Origin of the sequence: Enterobacter sp. 120016 (assembly GCF_018383635.1) — a bacterium.
GTDB lineage: Bacteria > Pseudomonadota > Gammaproteobacteria > Enterobacterales > Enterobacteriaceae > Enterobacter > Enterobacter asburiae_D.
In genome coordinates, this window is record NZ_JAHAWC010000014.1 from 69,713 (window position 1) to 93,063 (window position 23,351).

23 protein-coding genes and 3 tRNA genes are annotated in these 23,351 nt (G+C 56.3%); 10 read left to right on the top strand and 16 right to left on the bottom strand.

Annotation, left to right across the window (positions count from 1 at the left end):
- Nucleotides 1–9: 9 nt before the first annotated feature.
- Both radA and serB read right to left on the bottom strand, forming a co-directional pair.
- A complete protein-coding gene (radA, locus tag KIF87_RS17885) occupies nt 10–1,395 on the bottom strand; it encodes a DNA repair protein RadA (RefSeq protein ID WP_014068810.1) in 1,386 nt (461 codons plus the stop codon).
- 74 nt (nt 1,396–1,469) lie between these two features.
- Nucleotides 1,470–2,438: a phosphoserine phosphatase gene (gene serB / locus KIF87_RS17890; RefSeq protein ID WP_023310325.1), complete on the bottom strand. Its 969-nt coding sequence runs from the start codon at nt 2,436–2,438 to the stop codon at nt 1,470–1,472.
- A gap of 117 nt (nt 2,439–2,555) precedes the next feature.
- On the opposite strand from serB, the gene KIF87_RS17895 reads away from it, so the two are divergent.
- Together KIF87_RS17895 and lplA are read left to right on the top strand one after the other, a co-directional pair.
- A complete protein-coding gene (locus KIF87_RS17895; protein ID WP_023310324.1) occupies nt 2,556–3,200 on the top strand; it encodes a YtjB family periplasmic protein in 645 nt (214 codons plus the stop codon).
- Between the two features lie 39 nt (nt 3,201–3,239).
- Nucleotides 3,240–4,256 (top strand): lipoate--protein ligase, encoded by a 1,017-nt coding sequence (lplA, locus tag KIF87_RS17900; RefSeq protein WP_213329902.1) that lies wholly within the window; start codon nt 3,240–3,242, stop codon nt 4,254–4,256.
- 85 nt (nt 4,257–4,341) lie between these two features.
- Here lplA and deoD read toward each other — a convergent pair whose 3' ends face one another.
- The 4 genes from deoD to deoC all read right to left on the bottom strand — a co-directional run bounded on the left by deoD (nt 4,342) and on the right by deoC (nt 8,678).
- Entirely contained in the window at nt 4,342–5,064 is a 723-nt protein-coding gene (gene deoD, locus KIF87_RS17905) for a purine-nucleoside phosphorylase (protein ID WP_213329904.1), read from the bottom strand.
- Between the two features lie 125 nt (nt 5,065–5,189).
- Entirely contained in the window at nt 5,190–6,413 is a 1,224-nt protein-coding gene (gene deoB, locus KIF87_RS17910) for a phosphopentomutase (protein WP_213329906.1), read from the bottom strand.
- A gap of 53 nt (nt 6,414–6,466) precedes the next feature.
- Nucleotides 6,467–7,789, bottom strand: coding sequence for a thymidine phosphorylase (gene deoA, locus KIF87_RS17915; protein WP_213329908.1), 1,323 nt, complete (start codon nt 7,787–7,789; stop codon nt 6,467–6,469).
- A gap of 109 nt (nt 7,790–7,898) precedes the next feature.
- A complete protein-coding gene (gene deoC / locus KIF87_RS17920) occupies nt 7,899–8,678 on the bottom strand; it encodes a deoxyribose-phosphate aldolase (protein ID WP_023310320.1) in 780 nt (259 codons plus the stop codon).
- Between the two features lie 262 nt (nt 8,679–8,940).
- Between deoC and KIF87_RS17925 the strand changes: the two genes are divergently transcribed.
- Both KIF87_RS17925 and KIF87_RS17930 read left to right on the top strand, forming a co-directional pair.
- A complete protein-coding gene (locus KIF87_RS17925; protein ID WP_213329910.1) occupies nt 8,941–10,488 on the top strand; it encodes a YjjI family glycine radical enzyme in 1,548 nt (515 codons plus the stop codon).
- The gene (locus tag KIF87_RS17930) at nt 10,463–11,323 is read left to right on the top strand and encodes a YjjW family glycine radical enzyme activase (protein ID WP_213329912.1); all 861 of its coding nucleotides are present in this window, start codon (nt 10,463–10,465) and stop codon (nt 11,321–11,323) included. Before KIF87_RS17925 ends, KIF87_RS17930 begins: the two co-directional genes overlap by 26 nt.
- On the opposite strand, the gene KIF87_RS17935 is transcribed toward KIF87_RS17930, so the two are convergent.
- From KIF87_RS17935 to KIF87_RS17970, 8 genes are all read right to left on the bottom strand, one after another.
- Nucleotides 11,318–12,100: a TatD family hydrolase gene (locus KIF87_RS17935; protein WP_213329914.1), complete on the bottom strand. Its 783-nt coding sequence runs from the start codon at nt 12,098–12,100 to the stop codon at nt 11,318–11,320. The genes KIF87_RS17930 and KIF87_RS17935 overlap by 6 nt on opposite strands.
- Entirely contained in the window at nt 12,097–13,149 is a 1,053-nt protein-coding gene (locus tag KIF87_RS17940) for a patatin-like phospholipase family protein (RefSeq protein WP_213329916.1), read from the bottom strand. The genes KIF87_RS17935 and KIF87_RS17940 overlap by 4 nt, the downstream gene beginning before the upstream one ends.
- Nucleotides 13,150–13,268: 119 nt before the next feature.
- The gene (locus KIF87_RS17945; RefSeq protein ID WP_003856556.1) at nt 13,269–13,430 is read right to left on the bottom strand and encodes a DUF1328 domain-containing protein; all 162 of its coding nucleotides are present in this window, start codon (nt 13,428–13,430) and stop codon (nt 13,269–13,271) included.
- A gap of 127 nt (nt 13,431–13,557) precedes the next feature.
- Nucleotides 13,558–14,175, bottom strand: coding sequence for a molecular chaperone OsmY (gene osmY / locus KIF87_RS17950; RefSeq protein ID WP_032660819.1), 618 nt, complete (start codon nt 14,173–14,175; stop codon nt 13,558–13,560).
- A gap of 299 nt (nt 14,176–14,474) precedes the next feature.
- On the bottom strand, nt 14,475–16,064 hold the full coding sequence (prfC, locus tag KIF87_RS17955) for a peptide chain release factor 3 (protein ID WP_032660822.1): 1,590 nt from the start codon (nt 16,062–16,064) through the stop codon (nt 14,475–14,477).
- 91 nt (nt 16,065–16,155) lie between these two features.
- A complete protein-coding gene (gene yjjG / locus KIF87_RS17960; protein ID WP_213329918.1) occupies nt 16,156–16,833 on the bottom strand; it encodes a pyrimidine 5'-nucleotidase in 678 nt (225 codons plus the stop codon).
- A gap of 20 nt (nt 16,834–16,853) precedes the next feature.
- Complete coding sequence (gene rimI, locus KIF87_RS17965) at nt 16,854–17,297, bottom strand: ribosomal protein S18-alanine N-acetyltransferase (RefSeq protein WP_063143284.1); 444 nt, start codon at nt 17,295–17,297, stop codon at nt 16,854–16,856.
- Nucleotides 17,266–17,679, bottom strand: coding sequence for a DNA polymerase III subunit psi (locus KIF87_RS17970; protein ID WP_063143283.1), 414 nt, complete (start codon nt 17,677–17,679; stop codon nt 17,266–17,268). The genes rimI and KIF87_RS17970 overlap by 32 nt, the downstream gene beginning before the upstream one ends.
- 102 nt (nt 17,680–17,781) lie before the next feature.
- Between KIF87_RS17970 and rsmC the strand changes: the two genes are divergently transcribed.
- From rsmC to KIF87_RS17990, 4 genes are all read left to right on the top strand, one after another.
- Nucleotides 17,782–18,810 (top strand): 16S rRNA (guanine(1207)-N(2))-methyltransferase RsmC, encoded by a 1,029-nt coding sequence (gene rsmC, locus KIF87_RS17975; protein WP_121424966.1) that lies wholly within the window; start codon nt 17,782–17,784, stop codon nt 18,808–18,810.
- 172 nt (nt 18,811–18,982) lie between these two features.
- Nucleotides 18,983–19,069 (top strand) — tRNA-Leu (locus KIF87_RS17980).
- A 28-nt stretch (nt 19,070–19,097) separates the two neighbouring features.
- A tRNA-Leu gene (locus tag KIF87_RS17985) sits at nt 19,098–19,184 on the top strand.
- Between the two features lie 33 nt (nt 19,185–19,217).
- A tRNA-Leu gene (locus tag KIF87_RS17990) sits at nt 19,218–19,303 on the top strand.
- Nucleotides 19,304–19,344: 41 nt separating this feature from the next.
- Here the strand turns inward: KIF87_RS17990 and KIF87_RS17995 are convergent.
- Complete coding sequence (locus KIF87_RS17995; RefSeq protein WP_032660829.1) at nt 19,345–19,614, bottom strand: DUF1435 domain-containing protein; 270 nt, start codon at nt 19,612–19,614, stop codon at nt 19,345–19,347.
- 215 nt (nt 19,615–19,829) lie between these two features.
- On the opposite strand from KIF87_RS17995, the gene KIF87_RS18000 reads away from it, so the two are divergent.
- Together KIF87_RS18000 and fhuF are read left to right on the top strand one after the other, a co-directional pair.
- Nucleotides 19,830–20,894, top strand: a complete 1,065-nt coding sequence (locus KIF87_RS18000) for a GGDEF domain-containing protein (protein ID WP_213329920.1) — start codon at nt 19,830–19,832, stop codon at nt 20,892–20,894.
- Nucleotides 20,895–20,989: 95 nt separating this feature from the next.
- Nucleotides 20,990–21,778: a siderophore-iron reductase FhuF gene (gene fhuF, locus KIF87_RS18005; protein ID WP_213329922.1), complete on the top strand. Its 789-nt coding sequence runs from the start codon at nt 20,990–20,992 to the stop codon at nt 21,776–21,778.
- A gap of 140 nt (nt 21,779–21,918) precedes the next feature.
- On the opposite strand, the gene KIF87_RS18010 is transcribed toward fhuF, so the two are convergent.
- Entirely contained in the window at nt 21,919–23,265 is a 1,347-nt protein-coding gene (locus KIF87_RS18010) for a PTS sugar transporter subunit IIC (RefSeq protein ID WP_213329924.1), read from the bottom strand.
- Between the last annotated feature and the right edge of the window lie 86 nt (nt 23,266–23,351).

Consider the following 23,351-nt stretch of genomic DNA (forward strand, 5'->3'; position numbering starts at 1 on the left):
TTTACGTAATTATAAGTCGTCAAAGACATTTAACGCATCTGCGAGTTTCTTCACGCCAAATACCTGCATCCCTTCCGGGATTTTTTTCGGCACGTTGGCGGCGGGAACGATCGCCCGGCGGAAGCCGTGTTTTGCCGCCTCGGAGATACGCTCCTGACCGCTGGGCACCGGACGGATTTCCCCGGCGAGGCCCACTTCGCCGAAGACGACAAGATCCTGCGGCAGCGGTCTGTCGCGCAGGCTGGAGACCATCGCCAGCAGCAGCGCCAGGTCTGCGCTGGTTTCAGTGACTTTGACGCCGCCGACCACGTTAACGAAGACGTCCTGATCCGCCATCTGCAGCCCGCCGTGACGGTGCAGCACCGCCAGCAGGATCGCCAGACGGTTCTGTTCCAGACCGACCGCCACGCGCCGCGGGTTGCCCATCATCGACACGTCCACCAGCGCCTGAATTTCGACAAGCAGCGGGCGCGTCCCTTCCCACAGCACCATCACCGAACTGCCGGAGGTGATCTCATCGCCACGGCTCAGGAAGATGGCCGACGGGTTGCTGACTTCACGCAGCCCCTGTTCAGTCATGGCAAACACGCCCAGTTCGTTCACCGCCCCAAACCGGTTCTTGTGGCTACGCAGGGTACGGAAGCGGGAATCCGCGTCGCCGTCGAGCATCACGGAGCAGTCGATACAGTGTTCAAGCACCTTCGGTCCCGCCAGCGAGCCGTCTTTGGTCACGTGGCCGACCATCACAATCGCCACGCCGCGCGTTTTGGCAAAACGCGTCAGGTAAGCCGCGGTTTCACGCACCTGCGCGACGCTGCCCGGCGAGGACTGAATGTCCGCCATGTGCATCACCTGGATGGAGTCGATAACCATCAGCTTCGGCTGCTCTTCTTCAGCGATCATGCAGATCTGCTCGATGCTGGTTTCCGAGAGCATGTTCAGGTTGCCGGTCGGCAGGCCCAGACGGTGCGCGCGCATCGCCACCTGCTGAAGTGATTCTTCGCCCGTGACGTACAGGGTTTTCATCTGTTCGGCGAGCTTGCAGAGCGTTTGCAGCAGCAGGGTCGATTTACCCGCCCCCGGGTTACCGCCGATGAGAATGGCGCTACCCGGCACCACGCCGCCGCCGAGCACGCGGTCAAACTCTTTGAACCCGGTGGAGAAGCGCGGCAGCTCTTCGAGGCTGATGTCCGAGAGTTTTTGCACCTTCGCCACGCCCGCGTTACCGGCATAGCCGCTCAGGCGCTCGTTGCGGGCCACGCTCGGCGAAGCCGCCACACCACGCACTTCGGTGATGGTGTTCCAGGCATGACAGGCGCTGCATTGCCCCTGCCAGCGCGGATAATCCGCACCACATTCATTACAGACAAATGCGCGTTTTGGAGCTTTCGCCACGGTTTACCTCGTTATTTCTGTGCGGCCAGCGTGCCGGGTGGCGCTTACGCTTACCCGGCCTACAAAGCAGACCGTTATTTCTGATTAATGCTGCCGGAGAGAATGCAGAACACCCCCATCAGGTCAGCGTGACGGATAGTGACTTCCGTCTTTTCATTCACTTTTGGCTTGGCATGGTAGGCAATGCCCAGCCCGGCCGCTTTGATCATCGGCAGGTCGTTCGCGCCGTCCCCGATGGCGACGGTCTGGACGACCGGAATTTCATATTTTTCCGCCAGACGGGTCAGGGTGTTGGCTTTGTACTGGGCATCCACGATATCGCCGATCACCTGGCCGGTCAGCTTGCCGTCCATGATCTCCAGCTCATTGGCCACCACGGTGGTCAGATGCAGTTTTTCCCGCAGGTAATCCGCGAAGAAGGTGAAGCCACCGGAGGCGATCGCCACTTTCCAGCCGAGGGACTGCAGCTTCAGCACCAGCTGCGTCAGCCCAGGCATCAGCGGCAGCACGTCGCGCACCTGGCGCAGAATGTTGGCATCGGCCCCTTTCAGGGTCGCCACGCGCTGTCTCAGGCTGGCGGTAAAGTCCAGCTCGCCGCGCATCGCACGCTCGGTAACTTCCGCCACCAGCTCGCCGCTGCCCGCCAGCTTCGCAATCTCGTCAATACACTCGATCTGAATGGCGGTTGAGTCCATGTCCATGACCAGCAGGCCAGGGGTTTTCAGGTGAGGGATTTTACCCAGCGGCGCGACGTCCAGCCCGGCGTCATGCGCCAGACGCGTTGCGCGCTGCGTCAGGGAACCCGCAAGGCGAATCACCTGGTAGTCTTCCACGCACCAGGCGGCGACGATGACCATCGCCGCACCCAGCTTGCTTTGATACTGGGTCAGGCGTTGCTTATCCAGACCGCGTCCGTAGAGGAGCCAGCCGCTACGACCGGCGTGGTAATCCAGAGGCATCACCTCATCGCCACTTAAAGAGAGCGGCAATCCTGGCCATAAAGAGACATCCGTTGGCAGGTCACACCAGGTAATGTTCGGCATTAAAGCTCCTGTAATTTCGTTCGCGCCGGAAGGTTGCAGAGGGAAAATAACGCATGAGGCTACCCTGTAACCATCACTTCTGGCAACATTAAGCCGTAAATTTTCAGCAGGTGGAATATGGCTCGCGCAAAACTGAAATTCCGGCTTCATCGCGCCGTGATTGTCCTTTCCTGTCTCGCACTATTAGTCGTGCTGATGCAAGGGGCATCGTGGTTTAGCCAGAACCATCAACGGCAACGCAACCCGCAGTTTGAAGAGCTGGCCCGCACGCTGGCGCGCCAGGTGACGCTCAACGTCGCGCCGTCCATGCGTACCGAAACGCCGGACGATAAGCGGATAGGCCAGGTTTTACGCCTGCTCACGGAGAACAGCCGCATTCTTGATGCCGGCGTCTATGATGAGCAAGGCAACCTGATTGCCCGCGCGGGCGAGCACGTCGACGTGCGCGACAGGCTGGCGCTGGACGGCAAAAAAGCCGGGGGCTATTTTAACCAGCAGATCGTCGAACCTATTCAGGGGAAGAATGGCCCGCTGGGCTATCTGCGCCTGACCCTCGATACCCACACCCTGCCCACTGAAGCCAAACAGGTCGATAATACCACCAATATTCTGCGCCTGATGCTGCTGCTTTCACTCGCCATCGGCGTTGTGCTGGCGCGTACCCTGCTTCGCGGCAAGCGCTCGCGCTGGCAGCAATCCCCGTTCCTGCTGACCGCCAGCAAATCCGTCCCCGAAGACGAAGAGAGCGAGAAGAAAGATTAGTGATAAAGTAGGCGAACGATTCGGAAAAGGAACTTTGCCATGACGACGTTACGCCTGCTTATCTCTGACTCTTACGATCCCTGGTTTAATCTCGCGGTAGAAGAGTGCATCTTCCGCCAGATGCCCGCTACCCAGCGCGTACTGTTTCTCTGGCGTAACGCCGATACGGTGGTCATTGGCCGCGCGCAAAACCCGTGGAAAGAGTGCAACACGCGGCGTATGGAAGAGGATGACGTCCGCCTGGCGCGCCGCAGCAGCGGCGGCGGCGCGGTGTTTCACGATCTGGGCAATACCTGCTTTACCTTTATGGCGGGCAAACCGGAGTACGACAAAACCATCTCAACCTCCATCGTCCTTAACGCCCTCAATTCGCTCGGCGTGACGGCGGAAGCGTCCGGGCGTAACGATCTGGTGGTGAAAACCCCCGAGGGCGACCGGAAGGTCTCCGGCTCCGCCTACCGCGAAACGATGGATCGCGGCTTCCACCACGGCACCCTGCTGCTGAACGCTGACCTGAGCCGCCTGGCGAACTATCTGAATCCTGATAAGAAAAAGCTCCAGGCGAAAGGCATTACCTCCGTGCGCGGGCGCGTGGCGAATCTGGTGGAGCTGCTGCCGGGAATTACCCACGAGCAGATTTGCGATGCGATCCGCGAGGCATTCTTTGAGCATTACGGCGAGCGAGTGGAAGCAGAAGTGATCTCCCCTGACAAAACCCCGGACCTGCCCAACTTCGCCGACACCTTCGCCCGCCAGAGCAGCTGGGAGTGGAACTTCGGTCAGGCGCCTGCGTTTTCCCATCTGCTGGACGAGCGTTTTACCTGGGGCGGCGTGGAGCTGCACTTTGACGTGGAGAAAGGCCATATCACCCGCACGCAGGTGTTTACCGATAGCCTGAACCCGGCACCGTTAGAGGCGCTGGCGGCACGTTTGCAGGGCTGTTTGTACCGGGCGGATATGCTGCAGCAGGAATGCGACGCGTTGATTGGGGATTTCCCGGAGCAGGAGAAAGAGTTAAGGGATTTGTCAGCATGGATTGCGCAGGCCGTGCGCTAGTAAAAAAGCCCGCTGGCGTTGCACTTAGCGGGCCTACAAAACCGTAGGCCGGGTCAGGCGAAGCCGCCACCCGGCACAACAGCTCTTACCCTTTATCGCCCAGCAGAACGGATTCCAGCGCGATTTTGATCATGTCGTTGAAGGTAGTCTGACGCTCGGCAGCAGTGGTCTGCTCGTGGGTACGGATGTGGTCAGACACGGTGCAGATGGTCAGCGCTTTCGCACCGAACTCAGCCGCGACGCCGTAGATACCCGCCGCTTCCATTTCCACGCCCAGGATGCCGTATTTCTCCATCACGTCGAACATCTCGCCGCCGTCCGGTGCATAGAACAGGTCAGCAGAGAAGATGTTACCCACGCGCGCTTCAACGCCCAGCGCTTTTGCCGCGTCAACCGCGTCACGCACCATGCCAAAGTCAGCAATCGCCGCGAAGTCATGGTCTTTGAAACGCATGCGGTTAACTTTGGAATCGGTGCAGGCACCCATCCCGATAACAATGTCGCGCAGCTTAACGTCCATGCGCACCGCGCCGCAGGAGCCCACGCGGATGATTTTCTTCACGCCGAAGTCGGTGATCAGCTCTTTGGTGTAAATAGAGCAGGATGGGATACCCATGCCGTGGCCCATCACGGAGATTTTGCGGCCTTTGTAGGTACCGGTGAAGCCCAGCATGCCGCGAACGTTGTTCACTTCACGCACGTCTTCCAGGAAGGTTTCTGCAATGTGCTTCGCACGCAGCGGGTCGCCCGGCATCAATACGACGTCAGCGAAATCACCCATTTCTGCATTAATGTGAGGAGTTGCCATCTTCAGTTCCTTTTACATTGTTGTTTTTGCCGGGTGGCGGCTACGCCTGACCCGGCCTACATTCTGTTCTCCCTCTCCCTGTGGGAGAGGGCCGGGATGAGGGCATCAGGCCGCACCCAATCCGTTTAGAACATGGCCTTGCCATATTCCATGTCAGACGTACCAAAGTATTTCGCAATAGTCTGGCCGATGTCCGCGAAGGTTTCACGGTGACCGAGCGAGCCCGGCTTCACTTTCGGGCCGTACACCAGCACCGGAATGTGCTCACGGGTATGGTCGGTACCGGTCCAGCTTGGGTCGCAGCCGTGGTCCGCGGTCAGGATCAGAATGTCATCTTCACCCACCAGCTCCATCAGCTCCGGCAGACGGCGGTCGAACAGTTCCAGACCGGCGGCGTAACCCGCGATATCACGACGGTGGCCCCAGGAGGAGTCGAAGTCTACGAAGTTGGTGAAGACAATGGTCTTGTCGCCCGCTTCTTTCATCTCTTTGATGGTGGCATCGAACAGCGCATCCAGACCGGTGGCTTTCACTTTTTTGGTGATGCCGCAGTTGGCGTAGATATCCGCGATTTTACCCACGGAAACCACGTGGCCGTCTTTCTCTTCAACCAGCTTCTGCAGCACGGTTGGCGCCGGTGGCTCAACGGCCAGGTCGTGACGGTTACCGGTACGCTGGAAGTTACCCGCTTTGTCGCCCACAAACGGACGCGCGATCACGCGGCCAATGTTGTAGCCGCCTTCGGTCAGCTCTTCACGGGCGATTTCGCACAGCTCGTAGAGTTTATCCAGGCCGTAGGTCTCTTCGTGACAGGCAATCTGGAACACGGAGTCAGCGGAGGTGTAGAAAATCGGCTTGCCGGTTTTCATGTGCTCTTCGCCGAGCTCATCCAGAATTACGGTACCGGAAGAGTGGCAGTTGCCGAGGTAGCCCGGCAGATTGGCGCGCTTCACCAGCTTATCGAGCAGCTCCTGCGGGAAGCTGTTCTCGTGATCGGAGAAATAACCCCAGTCGAACAGCACCGGCACACCGGCGATTTCCCAGTGGCCAGACGGGGTGTCTTTACCGGAGGAGAGCTCGTGAGCCCAGCCGTAGGCACCCACGACTTCCGCGTTGCCGTCCATACCGGCTGCGATTTTACCGGTAGAGCCTTCATGCGCTTTCACCAGACCAAGGCGGGTCAGGTTGGGTAGAGTCAGAGGGCCTTTACGACCGTTGTCCGCTTCGCCTTTCGCACAGGCTTCCGCGATGTGACCCATGGTATCGGAACCCACGTCACCAAAACGTTCTGCATCTTCGGTTGCGCCGATGCCGAATGAGTCCAGCACCATAATAAATGCACGTTTCATAATTGTTCTCCGTACGTAGTGCTTCAAAAAATAGCGATCAGATCAGTATACAGTTATTCAGTGATGCGGCGATAGACAGTCGGTTTGATTTCCAGTGCTTTATCGTCAAGCGTAATGGCTGCCTTCACCGCTTTAGCCGCTTCCTGCCAGCTGGCTTCGTCTTTGGCGTGGATCACCGCCAGCGGACGTTGACCGTCAACGCTGTCGCCCAGACGGGCCATATCGGTAAAGCCGACGCTGTAATCAATGGTGTCCGATGCCTGGCGGCGGCCGCCGCCCATCGAGACCACCGCCATGCCGAGGGCACGGGTGTCCATTGCGGAAACGAAGCCTTCGCTATCGGCATACACCGCTTTGCTGAGCGTCGCGGTTGGCAGGTATTTCGCATAGTTTTCGACGAAATCGGTCGGGCCTTTCTGCGCCGCAACCATGCGGCCGAAGATCTCCGCCGCTTTGCCGTTGTCCAGCACCGCCTGCAGTTTCGCGCGCGCTTCCGCATCGTCTCTGGCAAGCTTGCCGGAGATTAACATCTCAACGCACAGCGCCATGGTGACGTCGAACAGACGCGGGTTACGGTATTCGCCGGTGAGGAACTGTACCGCCTCACGCACTTCGACCGCGTTACCGGCGCTGGAGGCCAGCACCTGGTTCATGTCGGTGAGCAGCGCGGTGGTGCGCACGCCCGCGCCGTTGGAGACGCCAACGATCGCTTCGGCAAGCGCAGCAGAAAGTTCATAGGTCGGCATAAACGCGCCGCTGCCCACTTTTACGTCCATCACCAGCGCGTCCAGCCCTTCAGCCAGTTTCTTCGCCAGGATAGAGGCGGTGATCAGCGGGATGGAGTCAACGGTCGCGGTGATATCGCGGGTCGCGTAGAAACGCTTGTCTGCCGGAGCAAGAGAGCTGGTCTGGCCGATAATCGCCACACCAACGTCTTTAATAATGTCGCGGAAGCGGTTGTCATCCGGGAAGATATCGAAGCCCGGAATGGCTTCCAGTTTGTCGAGCGTACCGCCGGTGTGGCCCAGGCCGCGTCCGGAGATCATCGGGATGTAACCGCCGCAGGCTGCCACCATTGGGCCGAGCATCAGAGACGTCACGTCGCCCACGCCGCCGGTGGAGTGTTTGTCCACAATCGGGCCGTTAAGGTTAAGGCTTTTCCAGTCCAGAACGGTTCCTGAATCTCGCATCGCCATGGTCAGCGACACGCGCTCAGGCATCGACATATCGTGGAAGAAAATGGTCATCGCCAGAGCCGCAATCTGCCCTTCTGAGACGGTGTTATCACGAATGCCGTTGATAAAGAAGCGGATCTCTTCGTCGCTTAATGCATGACCATCACGTTTTTTACGAATAATTTCTTGTGCGAGAAACACGGTAACCTCCATGCGGAATCGGGGGAGTTGTGGCGGGTGGCGCTACGCTTACCCGCCCTACGATCCTGTAGGCCGGATAAGCGAAGCGTCATCCGGCATTGTCTGGCAATCAGTAGCTGCTTGCGCTCTTGCCGTCGCCGTGACCCAGCGCTTTCAGCAGGCTGGCCAGCAGGCTGGACGCGCCGAAGCGGTAGTGGCGGGAATCAGCCCAGTCGGCGCCAAACAGCTCGTCGGCAATCGCCAGGAACTGCTGCGCGTCTTCGGCAGTACGCACGCCGCCCGCAGGTTTGAAACCAACGGTTTTGGACACGCCCATGTCGCGGATCACTTCCATCATGATGCGCGCGCTTTCTGGAGTCGCATTCACCGGCACTTTACCGGTAGAGGTTTTAATGAAATCCGCACCGGCTTTGATGGAAATTTCAGACGCTTTACGAATCAGCGCCTCTTCTTTCAGCTCGCCGGTTTCGATGATTACTTTCAGCAGCACGTTTGCCGCCGCACACGCGTCTTTACAGGCTTTCACCAGGTCAAAACCAACCTGCTCGTTGCCGGCGATCAGCGCGCGGTACGGGAACACCACGTCAACTTCGTCTGCGCCGTAGGCAATCGCCGCGCGGGTTTCTGCCAGCGCAATCTCGATATCATCGTTGCCATGCGGGAAGTTAGTTACGGTTGCAATGCGCACGTCCGGCGTGCCCTGCTCTTTCAGCGTCTTACGGGCAATCGGGATAAAGCGCGGGTAGATACAGATGGCTGCGGTGTTACCCACCGGCGTTTTCGCCTGATGGCACAGGGCGATGACTTTTTCATTGGTGTCGTCATCGTTCAGGGTGGTCAGGTCCATCAGTTTCAACGCGCGCAGGCTGCTTGCAGTTAAATCGGTCATAACATTCTCCAACGGCAGTGCCGTATAAATTTTACCTTGCGGGTCTGTGAGTATTCTAACATTCACCCGCATCCACACTTCGACATTCATCACAGTTAATGAAAACTGCGTACAAATTTGCATTACTGTAATGAGATCTTCTTCAAACTTTAGCGCGTAAATTGTCGACTAAAGCAGCGATACCCCCTGTCGGATCAAAAGCCCCGACAGGCTGGCTTCCTACAATCCGTTCATCATCCGCAGAACACTCAAGGAAGCGAATATGCCCCACTCCAGCCCCGACGCCCTGCAACAACGTTGCCAGCACATTGTGACAAGCCCGGTGTTAACCCCGGAACAAAAACGTCATTTTCTGGCGCTGGAAGCGGAAAACAACCTGTCTTATCCGGCGCTTCCTGAGGCCGCGAGAGCCGCGCTGGACGAGGGGGTTATCTGCGACATGTTCGAAGGCCACGCGCCTTACAAACCCCGTTACGTTCTGCCGGATTACGCAAAATTTCTGGCTAACGGTTCAGAATGGCTGGAGCTGGAAGGGGCAAAAGATCTCGACGACGCCCTCTCGCTGTTAACCATCCTCTACCATCATGTTCCGTCCGTCACATCGATGCCGGTCTATCTCGGTCAGCTTGATGCGATATTAACTCCATATGTTAGAATTCTAACACAAGAAGCGATCGATAGCCGAATAAAACGTTTCTGGCGCTATCTCGACCGTACGCTGCCGGATGCGTTTATGCACGCAAATATCGGGCCTGACGACGGCCCCATCACCCGTGCTATTTTGCGTGCCGACGCAGAACTGAAGCAGGTCGCGCCGAACCTGACCTTTATCTACGATCCCGATATCACCCCGGACGACCTGCTGCTTGAGGTGGCAAAAAACATATGTGAATGCAGTAAACCGCATATTTCTAATGGCCCGATGAATGATAAAATTTTCACAAAAGGCCGTTACGGCGTGGTGAGTTGTTACAACTCCCTGCCGCTTGCAGGCGGTGGCAGCACCCTGGTGCGCCTTAACCTCAAAGCCATTGCTGAACGCAGCACATCCATTGAAGACTTCTTCACCCGCGCGCTCCCGCACTACTGCCAGCAGCAAATTGCCATCATCGATGCACGCTGCGATTTCCTGTACGGGCAATCTGGCTTCTTTGAGAATAGCTTCCTGGTAAAAGAGGGGCTGATTGATGCCGATCGGTTTGTGCCCATGTTTGGCATGTACGGCCTGGCGGAAGCGGTAAACGCGCTCTGTGAGAAAGCAGGAATAGCGGGACGCTACGGAAAGGACGAACAGGCCAACGCGCTGGGCTATCGCATCAGCGAACAGCTTGCGGCGTTCGTGGAAAACACGCCGGTGAAGCACGGCTGGAAGCACCGCGCGATGCTCCACGCGCAGTCGGGGATCAGCTCCGACTCCGGCACCACGCCGGGCGCGCGCCTGCCCTACGGCGACGAGCCGGATCCCATCAGCCATCTGCTGGCGGTGGCCCCCCACCACAAGCACTACTCTTCCGGGATTAGCGATATCCTGACGCTGGATGAGACGGTAAAACGCAACCCGCAGGCGGTGGTTCAGCTTTGCCTGGGCTCGTTCAGAGCGGGTATGCGTGAGTTTACCGCCAACGTGGCGGGTAACGATCTGGTCCGCGTGACCGGTTATATGGTGCGACTATCGGATCTGGAGAAATACCGGGAAGCGGGATCGCGCACCAATACCACGTGGCTGGGAGAAGAGGCCGCGCGCAATACCCGTATTCTGGAACGTCAACCGCGCGTGATTAGCCATGAACAGCAGATGCGCTTTAGTTAGTCAGGTCATTCCTTTTTCCTGCGTGGACGGGCCGGGCAGCCGCCTGGCCCTGTTCCTGCAGGGCTGCAACCTGCGCTGCAAAACCTGCCACAACCCGTGGACGATCGGCCGCTGCAACGACTGCGGGGACTGTGTGCCCCACTGTCCGCACGACGCGCTGACCATTCAGGCCGGACGCGTCTGGTGGCAGGAGAGTGACTGCCAGCAGTGCGACACCTGTCTGCACCTGTGCCAGCAGCAGGCAACGCCTATGGCGCACCGCTTCAGCCTGGACGAGATCCTCACCCAGGTCCGCAAATCCGCACCGTTTATCGAAGGGATCACCGTGAGCGGCGGCGAAGCCACAACGCAACTGCCGTTTTTAGTGACGCTATTCTCAGCGATCAAAGCCGATCCTGCCCTGCGTCACCTCACCTGCCTGGTAGACAGCAACGGTCTGTTAAGCGAAACCGGCTGGCAAAAGCTGCTGCCGGTACTGGATGGCGCGATGCTGGATCTGAAGGCGTGGGGGAACGAGCATCACCGCTTCCTGACCGGGCGCGAAAACCCGCTGATTAAACAGAGCATCCGCTGGCTGGCAGATCGTCACCGTTTGACGGAACTTCGCCTGCTGGTTATTCCGGAGCAGTGTGATTACCTGGAACATCTCAAACCGCTAACGACCTTTATCCACGGGCTTGGAAATGTGCCGGTGCGCATCAACGCATTTCATGCCCATGGCGTTTACGGTGAGGCATCATCATGGCGCAGCGCCACGCCAGAGGACGTTGAGCCGCTGGCGCTGGCGCTGGAAAAACAGAAGATAACGGTGATCCGCCCGGCGCTTTACCTATAGCGTGATGCCAAATACCGAACGGGTGTTTTCAAGCAGCGCATCGGCAATCACCTCTTCAGGCTCCTTTCGCAGTTCACACAGGGTGGTAAACACGCGCGCCGCCTGTTCCGGACGATTCGGCTGGCCCTGAAAACCATTCAGCGGCATATCCGGCGCGTCGGTTTCCAGCAGAAGCGCCGACAGCGGCAGCTGGGCCATCACGTCACGGGTTTTACTGGCGCGCGGATAGGTAATGGTGCCACCGACGCCGATTTTATAGCCCAGCTCAATAAAACGCTGCGCCTGCTGCAGGCTGCCGGAGAAACCGTGCACTACGCCCCTGCGCGGCAGATCGATGCGCTTCAGGTGCATCGCCAGCTTATCGTGCGTGCGTCTCGAATGGAGGATCACCGGCAGATCGTGGCGCTTCGCCAGCCTGAGCTGCGCGTCGAGGATCGTCTGCTGGCGCTCAAACTGCGGATCCTCGCGATAAAGATCGAGGCCGATCTCACCGATGGCGACAAGTTTGTCTCCTGCGGTCAGCACTACCTCATCAAGCCTCTCAATGTGCTCATCAAGATGCCGCTCAATCACAATCGGATGCAGGCCGAGCGCGGCATAGAGCGCGGGGTGCCGCATGGAAAGATCCAGCACCCGGGAAAAATAGGCCGCTTCCACTGACGGCACAATGATGGCCTGAACGCCTGCCTCGGCAGCTCTCGCAATACTTTGCGCTTCATCCCCCGTAAACGGCGGGAAATCAAAGTGGCAGTGGGTATCGACAAAGCGGTGCGTCACGCCAGATCCTCGTTATCCAGTAAAGCGTCATTCGCCTGCGGAATATCCACCAGCGGCATCGTCAGGGCGTCGTTGGCGACAATCGCAGGCGGCATAATAATGCGTTTATGGCGATGAAGCGGCGGTTGCTCCGCCAGCATTTTCCCCACCGTCGCCAGGAAATAGCGCCCGCACAGCCGTCCCGTTTTGTAATCCATGCGCAGCGCAGGAACGCGGCTGCCCAGGGCCATGCTCAGCAGCGGCTTAGGCGGATAGATTTCAAAAATACGCAGCTTACCCGGCGGTTTTTCAATGAAGCGCTGCATCGCGCCGTAGGTGGTTTCATGCTGCTTCGCGATGTTCACCAGCGGCTGCAGGCTGCTGTCGCCCAACCAGCGCTCCATCCGTTTAAACCACTGGGGCGTGTAATACATTTGCGACGGCACGGTACGGATCACCACGATGGTTTTCGCCCCGCGCCGGGCGGCTTCCTGCACCGGCACCGCGTCACTGATCCCGCCGTCCAGATAGCTAATGCCGTCCAGCAGGGCGCCGGTACGATAAAAGCCGGGGATCGCGCTGGAGGCGCGGATGATGTCCAGCCAGTTCTGCTTCTGAGGAGAAAAATAGCCCGGCGAATAATCATCGCCCCGGCTGGCGCACATCCAGAATTCTTTGCCGCTATCAAACAGACGGGCAGCGGTATCCATGGCCAGCGGCATCTGGCTGGAGGTCGACTCCAGCAGCCAGTCGAGATCGATCAGATTGCCGCCGCGCACAAAGCGCACCGGGTTAAAAAATTCTTTCGCCGTGGTGTAGCGCATAATGACCTTTCGCGCGTAGCCGGGCTGGTTACAGACATAGGCAGAGAGGTTCTGCGCGCCGGCAGAGGTGCCGAAGTAAAGGTCAAACGGGTTGAACTGCGCGCGCATAAATTCATCCAGCACGCCGGCGGTGAAAATGCCGCGCTGTCCTCCACCTTCGCAGACCAGCGCGAGTTGACCTGCGCGAAACGGTTTTAACGTCAGCGGCGCAATATTGCCGAGCGTAACGGGAATTCGTTGCCCCACCTCTGCTTTCCTGTTTTGATTATTTTATAACACCACAGTAACGCACCCGACCTGTTACGCAAATAAGAAAAAGCCAGTCGCAGTGACTGGCTTTTTTTGTTGAAGGAATATTGCGTTTGCTACGGACGTCTACGACCCGTAAACAGGCTGACCAGGAACAGAATAATACCCACAACGAAGACAATTTTAGCTGCCCATGCCGCTGTACCTGCCAGTCCACCAAAGCCCAATGCGGCGGCAATTAACGCGATAACCAGAAATATAATGCCCCAACGAAACATAAGCTTCTCCTTTACCATAGTTAATGTCGGCCGCTAAACGTGAGCGCTCAGGTCACTCACCGGCGTTCTTCCAGAGTCGTTCTTATTTCGCCCGCAGGTGTTAGCCAGACGGGCGAATGGTCCAGATTTACTTCGTTTTCAGATCGTTTTTAACGCTTTTCACACCGTCAATCGCTTTCGCGATGGACTCGGCGCGTTCACTTTGCGCCTGCGAATCTACCGTACCGGAAAGCTGAACCACACCATCGGTGGTTTCCACTTTCACCTTACGGGACGGCACGATGTCATCTGCTAAAAGTTTAGCTTTGATTTCGCTGGTGGTAGCGGCATCACCGGCATAACCTTTCACCGACGCGTTTTTGCCGTCACGTACGTGCAGCTTATCGCTGACGGAGGCAACACCTTCGACGCCCTTCGCCACTTTCACCGCCTGTTCGGCCTGAGCCTGGCTTTCCACGAAGCCGCTCAGCGTGACCACTTTCTTGTCGGTCTTAACGGAAATATCGGTGCTTTTGATGGATTCATCATCCACCAGTGCGGCTTTCACTTTTGCTGTGATTGAGCTGTCATCCATGAAGTTGCCGACTTTATTCATAGAGCTATCGATTTTTTGCCCTGCGGTATCGGCAGTGGACTGTGCTTTATCCATGGTGGTGCTTTCCGCCAGGGCGGAACCGCTCACCAGAACGCTACCCAGGGTTACAGCCAGCAGAGTTTTCGAAATCTTCAGTCTTGTCATATTCATCGATCTATTCCTGTGTTGACCCGTTATTCGGGCTACATACTTCCTTAGTAGTTTTATATATTGCGAATAAACACGCGGGCAAAATGGACAACCTAAAGTCATGCATTGAACAGTTAATTTATCCACGCCCGGTGTTAAACACTGAGTTAAATATAGATCACTCTCACAGAGCCGCTTTCAGAATTGGGTAAAAAACGCTCGAATAGCGTGAAATTGCGTTGAATTAAGAACATTCCGCAAGGGATTAATAAGACAGGAATTAAAGAAGAGCACGGCGGCAGCCGTGCTCTGAGAGGGGATTAGTGCTCGCGGGTTTTACGGAACTGAACGTCAGGATAACGTTCCTGGGTCAGGTTCAGGTTCACCATGGTTGGTGCGATATAGGTCAGGTTATCGCCGCCATCCAGCGCCAGCTGAATTTCGTTCTTACGCTTAAATTCTTCGAATTTCTTCACGTCAGAACACTCAACCCAGCGCGCGGTCGCGACGTTCACAGACTCGTAAATCGCTTCCACGTTGTACTCGCTCTTCAGACGGGCAACAACCACGTCGAACTGCAGCACGCCGACTGCACCAACGATCAGATCGTTGTTCGCGATTGGGCGGAACACCTGCACGGCGCCCTCCTCGGAGAGCTGAACCAGGCCTTTCAGCAGCTGTTTCTGCTTCAGCGGATCGCGCAGACGGATACGACGGAACAGCTCCGGTGCGAAGTTCGGAATACCGGTGAACTTCATCATTTCACCCTGGGTGAAGGTATCGCCGATCTGAATAGTGCCGTGGTTGTGCAGACCGATGATGTCGCCCGGATACGCCTCTTCAACGTGCGAACGGTCGCCCGCCATAAAGGTCAGCGCGTCGGAAATCACCACGTCTTTACCGGTACGCACCTGGCGCAGCTTCATGCCCTTTTCATACTTACCGGACACCACGCGCATAAAGGCCACGCGGTCGCGGTGTTTCGGGTCCATGTTGGCCTGAATTTTGAAGACGAATCCGGTGAATTTCTCTTCTTTTGCTTCCACTTCACGGGTGTCGGTTTTACGCGGCATCGGGCGTGGCGCCCACTCCACCAGACCGTCCAGCATGTGGTCAACGCCGAAGTTACCCAGCGCGGTACCGAAGAAGACCGGGGTGATTTCACCGCTCAGGAACAGCTCTTTGTCGAACTCGTGAGACGCACCCTTCACCAGCTCCAGCTCGTCGCGCAGCTGCGCGGCCAGCTCTTCGCCGACTGCCACGTCCAGCTCAGGGTTATCCAGACCTTTCACCACGCGAACTTCCTGAATGGTGTGGCCTTTACCGGTCTGATACAGGTAGGTTTCGTCTTTATAGAGGTGATACACCCCTTTGAACAGCTTACCGCAGCCAATTGGCCAGGTGATTGGCGCACAGGCGATTTTCAGCTCGCTTTCCACTTCGTCCATCACTTCCATCGGGTCACGGATGTCACGGTCGAGTTTGTTCATGAAGGTGAGGATCGGCGTATCGCGCAGACGGGTAACTTCCATCAGCTTACGGGTCCGGTCTTCTACACCTTTCGCGGCGTCGATCACCATCAGACAGCAGTCCACCGCCGTCAGGGTACGGTAGGTATCTTCGGAGAAGTCTTCGTGGCCCGGGGTGTCCAGCAGGTTCACCAGGCAGTCGTGATACGGGAACTGCATCACGGAGGTGGTAATCGAAATACCACGCTGCTTTTCCATCTCCATCCAGTCAGATTTTGCATGCTGGCTGGAGCCACGGCCTTTAACGGTACCCGCAGTCTGGATCGCCTGTCCGAACAGCAACACCTTCTCGGTGATGGTCGTTTTACCGGCATCCGGGTGCGAGATAATGGCAAAAGTGCGGCGCTTGGCCACCTCTTGCAGATAAGGAGACAACGTCATAATTAAATCTTCTTTTATAAGCGCGGCAGCACGCCACGCATCATGGAATACAAAATTGCGGCTATTTTACCCATCAATGGGGGGCAGGCAATCATTGTTTACACAGGAGTTGCTCCAGTTCGTTCAACGATGTTACGGTCCAGGTCGGCTCGATGCCTTCAGGCTTCACGCGGCTATGCGCATTGAGCCAGACGGTCGACAGACCGGCATTCATGCCGCCCAGGATATCTGACTCTGCCGTATCACCCACCATCAGTACGCGATCGCGGTCAGGATTACCGGCCTGCGACAGCGCATAATCGAAAATACGCGGATCCGGTTTAGGTACACCCACCTCTTCGGAGATCACCAGCGCGTCGAAATGATCGCGCAGGCCGGTGCGCTCAAGGCGGATCTGCTGCAGGGCGGTAAAACCGTTGGTGATGATCCCCAGCTTCACCTTGCCTTTCAACGCATTCAGCAGGGAAACCGCGCCCGGCAGTGGCGCACAGATATCGGCCATCGCGTTCAGGAACGCCTCGTTTAGCGTCCCCGGACTGACCTTTAAGCGTTCCGCCCAAACGTCAAAGCGCTGATGCTGAAGCTGTAACGCGGTGATGGCACCGTTCTGGTAATCCACCCACAGCGGCTTGTTTACCGCCTGATAGTCCTGAAAATCTTCAGCGGTGAAGGTCACGCTATAGTCGAGAAACATCCGCTGCAGGCCGCCGAACGAATCGAACGTAAACAGCGTTTCGTCGGCATCAAAGAAAATCCAGTCCCATTTCATCGTTACAACCTTATTTTTTATTATCCAATCGGCAGAGCCATTATGATGGCGTCTTCACGTCCCTCTGCGGTGGGGTAGTAGTTACGGCGGATTGTCGCCTCGTTAAAGCCTAAGCTTTCATAGAGCGCGATGGCGGCGACATTCGACGCGCGCACCTCCAGCCACAGGGTGAAAACGTCACGGGTTTCGAGCTCACGGATGAGGTGCTCGAGCAGTTCTCTTCCCAGCCCACGGCGCTGGAACGCGGGATCAACCGCGATATTAAACAGCGTCGCTTCATCAAGAACAACCTGCGTGATCGCGAAGGCGGCCATGGTGCCGTCAACGTCCAGTCGGTAGTTCAGATACCGTTCGCCCTGATTGCTGGCGAAGGTTTTTTCGCTCCACGGAAAGGCGTGGGCGCGTGTTTCAATCGCAAACGCGGTGGTCAGGTCAGTCGTCGTGAGGGAAGAAATCGTGTTCATATTCGCAGATTTGTTGCCATAGCGCGCTGCGCGCTTTTGGGTTGGCTTTCAGTTCGTCCAGCGCTGGCGTGGAGATCTGGCTCCCCTGGAGGGGGATCTCGTTTGTCTCTCCGATACGCCAGCTGTTACAGCGGCTATCAGGAGGAAGCATCGCGACTCGCTCTGGCGTCAGCTGTAAAACCTGGTCGGCCGTCATCTTCAGGCTGCGAAGGACATCATCGATCAGGGGTTCATTCAGGGCAGGCAGTTCTTCCGCCACCATCACCAGGCGTACGTGCGCAGGGATGGAAATGGCGATTTCGCCCTGCAACGCCGTCGGGCGACGCAAAGCCCACTGGGTAATGCCCAGCTGCTGCAACTGCCAGTCTCGTCGGGATGTCATAGGGAAAACTCCTGTCTCTCAGGCGCGCAAATATAGCAAATGTGTCGAAAGTGCGCCATCTACCTACTATAATCCCCGCCTGAGTTTATTGAGGAACAATTCATGTCTGCATTTACCCCGGCAAGTGAAGTCTTGCTGCGTCACAGTGATGATTTCGAAGAAAGCCGTATTCTGTTTGCCGGAGATATGCAGGATGACCTGCCTGCGCGTTTCGACTGTGCTGAAAGCCGTGCCCACACCCAATACTACCACCACTGGCAGGTGCTAAGCCGCCAGATGGGCGAGCGCGCGCGCTTTAGCCTGGTGGCGGAGCAGAGCGATATCGCCGACTGCGATACGCTGATTTACTACTGGCCGAAGAACAAACCGGAAGCCCAGTTCCAGCTGATGAACCTGCTCTCCCTGCTGCCGGTCGGCTGCGATATTTTCGTGGTGGGTGAGAACCGCAGCGGCGTGCGCAGCGCTGAACAGATGCTGGAAGCATACGCCCCGCTGAACAAAGTCGACAGCGCTCGCCGCTGTGGTCTGTACCATGGCCGTCTGGAAAAACAGACAACGTTTGATCCACAGGCTTACTGGGACGAGTACCAGCTTGACGGCCTGACCATCAAAACCCTGCCGGGCGTGTTCAGCCGTGACGCGCTGGATACGGGCAGCAAGCTGCTGCTCTCCACCCTGACGCCGCACACCAAAGGCAAAGTGCTGGACGTGGGCTGCGGCGCTGGCGTGCTCTCTACCGTGCTCGCCAGCCATTCACCAAAAGTGCGTTTAACCCTGTGTGACGTGAGCGCCCCGGCGGTAGAAGCCAGCCGCGCAACGCTTGCCGCAAACGGCATTGAAGGCGAGGTGATTGCCAGCAACGTCTTCTCTGACGTCACCGGTCGCTTCGACATGATTATCTCCAACCCGCCGTTCCACGACGGTATGGAAACCAGCCTTGAAGCGGCACAAACGCTGATCCGTGGCGCAACCCGTCATCTTAACAGCGGCGGCGAGCTGCGTATTGTCGCAAACGCCTTCCTGGCGTACCCGAAAGTGCTCGACGAAACCTTCGGCTTCCACGAAGTGATCGCCCAGACCGGCCGCTTTAAGGTCTACCGTACCGTGATGACGCGTCAGGCCAAAAAGTAATCTCCACTCCTGCTTGCCGGATAAGCGCAATCACCATCCGGCAAGCAGGCGTCTCCGTTCCGGCCATTTTTGCAGCAATCAATAAAAGGTGAGCACTTTTCAGTTGACGTAAAGCTGAAAACATCTAGAATGCGCCTCCGTGGTTACGATACTTTTAAAGTATCGATGGTATGCGAAGGTGGCGGAATTGGTAGACGCGCTAGCTTCAGGTGTTAGTGTCCTTACGGATGTGGGGGTTCGAGTCCCCCCCCTCGCACCATAAATCACAATGATATTGCTCGCACTGGGCGAAGGTGGCGGAATTGGTAGACGCGCTAGCTTCAGGTGTTAGTGTCCTTACGGATGTGGGGGTTCGAGTCCCCCCCCTCGCACCAACGAGGCGATATCAACAATAGTAAGATGACTGTGCGAAGGTGGCGGAATTGGTAGACGCGCTAGCTTCAGGTGTTAGTGTCCTTAGGATGTGGGGGTTCGAGTCCCCCCCCTCGCACCAATTATCTTACATCCCTTCTGAAGTTCCTCTTGTTTTCCCTGTTATTTCAAACTCATCAGTATCACCAGAATTCCACTGACCAGTGCTACACAGGATGGCAGTAAAACAAAGTGGCGAAGCTGCTTATGCCAGATCATGCCTGACGTGACTAACAGACCCGACACAATGATCGCTTTCCAGGTATCAAGGGAGAGATCGGCAAACATCAAACCGCCGAGAATGGCTCCCGGTAGCAATACCCCCCAACCACTTCCCAGCGCCCTGTTCAACATGATCTGCCCTCTCACAACGATAATGATAACCAATATCATATGACAGAGATTATCATTTGTCAGCTGAATGAATCAAAATCCATCGACCTTTACCTTTCGCGTAATGACAGGAATTGCCTAAGGTGATAAATTGCACACCTGTTAACAACATCTAAAGATTTTCTGATAATTACTCTTTGAGTTTTTTGCATATTTTATTGCGAAACAACACCTACTTATTTGTTTTAATTAAATATTAATAAAAACGCACGACTATGACATCACAATCCTGGCGGTCTTTGGTTCACAGAAAATATCAATTGTCGTTACGTTTGTTTTTATTTCTGAACGCGACCTCGGCAGTGTTCTCGGTAACAAACCCGCTCAATTCCGTACGCCTGTTATCTGCCCCGCTTATAGCTATTTTCTCCATCAGCACAGGGCTGTTCGTCTGGCACTGGAGAAAGCGCGCGCGGAAGATAAATATTCCTGTCGTTTCAGGGATCTTCGGTATTTTATGGGCCTGGCAAATTGTGTCGAAATTCGCCTTAATTTCCCACGACCATGCGACGTATTTGTTAATTGCCCTGTTAACGGTGCTTTTTATCGGAACGCTGGCATTCGCCAGTAATATCAAAGCATTTACGCTGCACTCATTGCCCACCTTTATTGTCTGCCTGTGGCTAAGCGATCACGATATATGGCTGAGAATGACCTATTCCTTCGCACTTCCTGTGGTGGCAATCGCTATTCATAACATTTTGCAAAGACGCAACGATCGTTTCGCTCAGGAATTGCTCTCTCGACTGCTGGAAGAGCGAGAAACTCTTACCGATCTCAGCATGATGGACCCGCTTACCGGGCTCTATAATCGTCGCGGCCTGCAAAGCCGTCTGGAGAACCTGCCGACGGTAGAAAATGGCGAGCACTTTGTCCTGCTGATGGATATCGACCACTTCAAAGCCTATAACGACCATTATGGCCATATGATGGGCGACCAGGCGCTGAAGCGCGTCTCTGCGGCAATCCGCGACGCCGTGCGTTCTCGCGATATTGTGGCGCGTTTTGGCGGGGAAGAGTTTATGGTGCTGCTGACCAATATTTCACTCGAGCATGCTCGCCAGACGGCCGAGCGGATCCGTCAGAAAGTCTACGATTTGAAAATCCCGCATCTGTTTAACGAGAGCGTCGCGACAAACGTCACCATCAGCATTGGTATTGCCATTTTCGAGGATGAAGACGTGGAAGGCGCGCTGGAAAAAGCGGACAAAGCCCTCTACGAAGCAAAGCATATGGGGCGCAATAACATTCTGTTGAGCGAAGAGCTGCAGACGGCGTAAACATCACGGCGATGTCACCAGGACAAAAGTCTTGCCATTGGTATGAGCAATAGTTAGGATTGGCAATCATTATCATTTAGATTTCTATCTATACTATGACCACGCATACCGCACACATCGTCGAACCCCTCCTCTGGCGAGCGCCCCTCACCAGAGGGAATGCTTCGCTTGCGGATGCCATACGGGATAAGATTGCGGAGACGCGCGCCCACCTGCTGGACTTTATCCGGCTTGATGAAGCGCACCCGAACAATGCAATGACGCTCGCAGAGTGGCGCCAGCCGGCAAAACTGCAATCGCTGCTGGCCACCTATTCCGACCATATCTATCGCAATCAGCCCACCCTTACGCGGGAAAATAAACCTCTGCTCTCACTCTGGGCGCAGTGGTATATCGGGCTGATGGTGCCTCCCCTCATGCTGGCGCTGTTAACGCAAAAGAGCATGCTGGAACTCTCGCCGGATAATTTCCACGTCGAGTTTCACGAAACCGGGCGCGCAGCCTGCTTCTGGATCGATCTTCACGAAGACCAGAACGCGGAACGCCTGACGGCTCAGGAACGTATGGAGCAGCTTATCACGCAGGCCCTGATCCCGGTGGTGGAAGCGCTTGAAGCGACGGGAGAGATTAATGGGAAGCTTATCTGGAGCAATACGGGCTATTTAATCCACTGGTATTTAACGGAAATGAAGCCTCTGCTTGGTGATGAGAACGTTGACACCCTGCGTCAGTCCTGTTTCTTTGCAAAACAGCTTTCCGATGGCCGTGACAACCCGTTATTCCGTACCGTCGTACTCCGTGATGGTCTTCTGGTTCGCCGCACCTGCTGCCAGCGCTACCGCCTGCCGGACGTTAAGCAGTGCGGGGATTGCACGCTGAAGTAGTGCAGTGAATTGCCCGGTGGCGCTTCGCTTACCGGGCCTACAAAAACAGGCCCGGCCTAATGCCCTCACCCTGCCCCTCTCCCACAGGGAGAGGGAACAAACACTAAAAACGGCAACCTGCGTTGCCGTTTTACTTTTACCTATGCCACCTGCTGATTGTCCTCTTCCGCGTTACGCTGCGCTTCTTCCGCTTCCTGCTCCAGCAGCTGCTTCTCGTACACTTTGAAGAACGGGTAGTAGATGATTGCCGATACGCAGGCCAGAACCACAACCAGAATAGCCGCGCGGAAATCCCAGCCCAGAGCCCACGCTGCGCCTATCGGTGCCGGTGCCGTCCAGGGGACCACTGAGATGACGCGGCCAATCAGGTCAAACGTCATCGCTGCCCAGGCCAGCACGGCATTTACCATCGGTGCCAGCAGGAACGGAATAAAGAACACCGGGTTCATCACAATCGGCGTACCGAAAATGACGGGTTCGTTGATGTTAAAGAAGCTGGGTACCACGCTCAAACGCCCGATAGAGCGTAAATGCGCTGAACGGCTACGCAGATAGCAAATCACCAGACCCATCGTGGCGCCCGACCCGCCAATCACGATAAAGAACGTCCAGAACGCCTCCATAAAAATATGCGGCAGAGGCTGGCTGGCGGCCAGCGCGGTCTGGTTAGCGCCCAGGTTCGTCAGCCAGAACATCTGCAGCATCCCGGAGACAATGGCGGCTCCGTGGATCCCGGCGAACCACAGCAGATGGCCAATCAACACGGCCAGCAGGATCGCAGGCAGCGAATCCGCCGCGGACACCAGCGGTTTAAAGACCGACATAATGGCCTGCGGGATCAGCATGCCAAACTGAGACTGAATGACCAGGCTCAGAGGATAGAGCGTTAACACCACCACCAGCACCGGGATCAGCAGATCAAAAGAGTTTTTGATCATCGGAGGAACCTGGTCTGGCAGGCGAATACCGATGTTATGCGCCTTGAGGAAACGCATCATCTCAACGCAGTAGATCGCCACCAGAATCGCGGTAAAAATCCCCGTCCCACCCAGGCTGTCGACAGGAAGCGTGCCTTCGGTTTTCGGAGCCGCGACCAGCAGAAACGCCATCAGCGACAGCATGGCACACATGAACGGATCTAACTGGTGCGATTTGACATAGTGTTTGCCAAGGTTATAGGCAATCGCCGCACAGATATAAATGGACATAATGCCCATCGTCATATCAAACGGCGTCAGGATCTGTCCTTCAAACTGCTTCGCCATATCCAGCCAGGCGCGGGCGAACCCCCAGGTGGTATCAGGCGAAAAAGGTGGGTAAGCGAACACTAACAAAAATGAACCCACAATCATAAATGGCATCGCGGAGATGAACCCATCACGAATAGCCATGACATGACGCTGGGAAGAGATCCGCCCGGCAATCGGACTCACGTAATTTTCAACGAAACGGAATATCAGGTTAAACGCAGCATGGTTGGCAGACATGGCAGATCTCCTGTCAGACGTTTGTTACGGGCACATTCGCGCCGCACGTTGTTCCATAAATCAGCTTCACAACCTTGCTGGCTTGT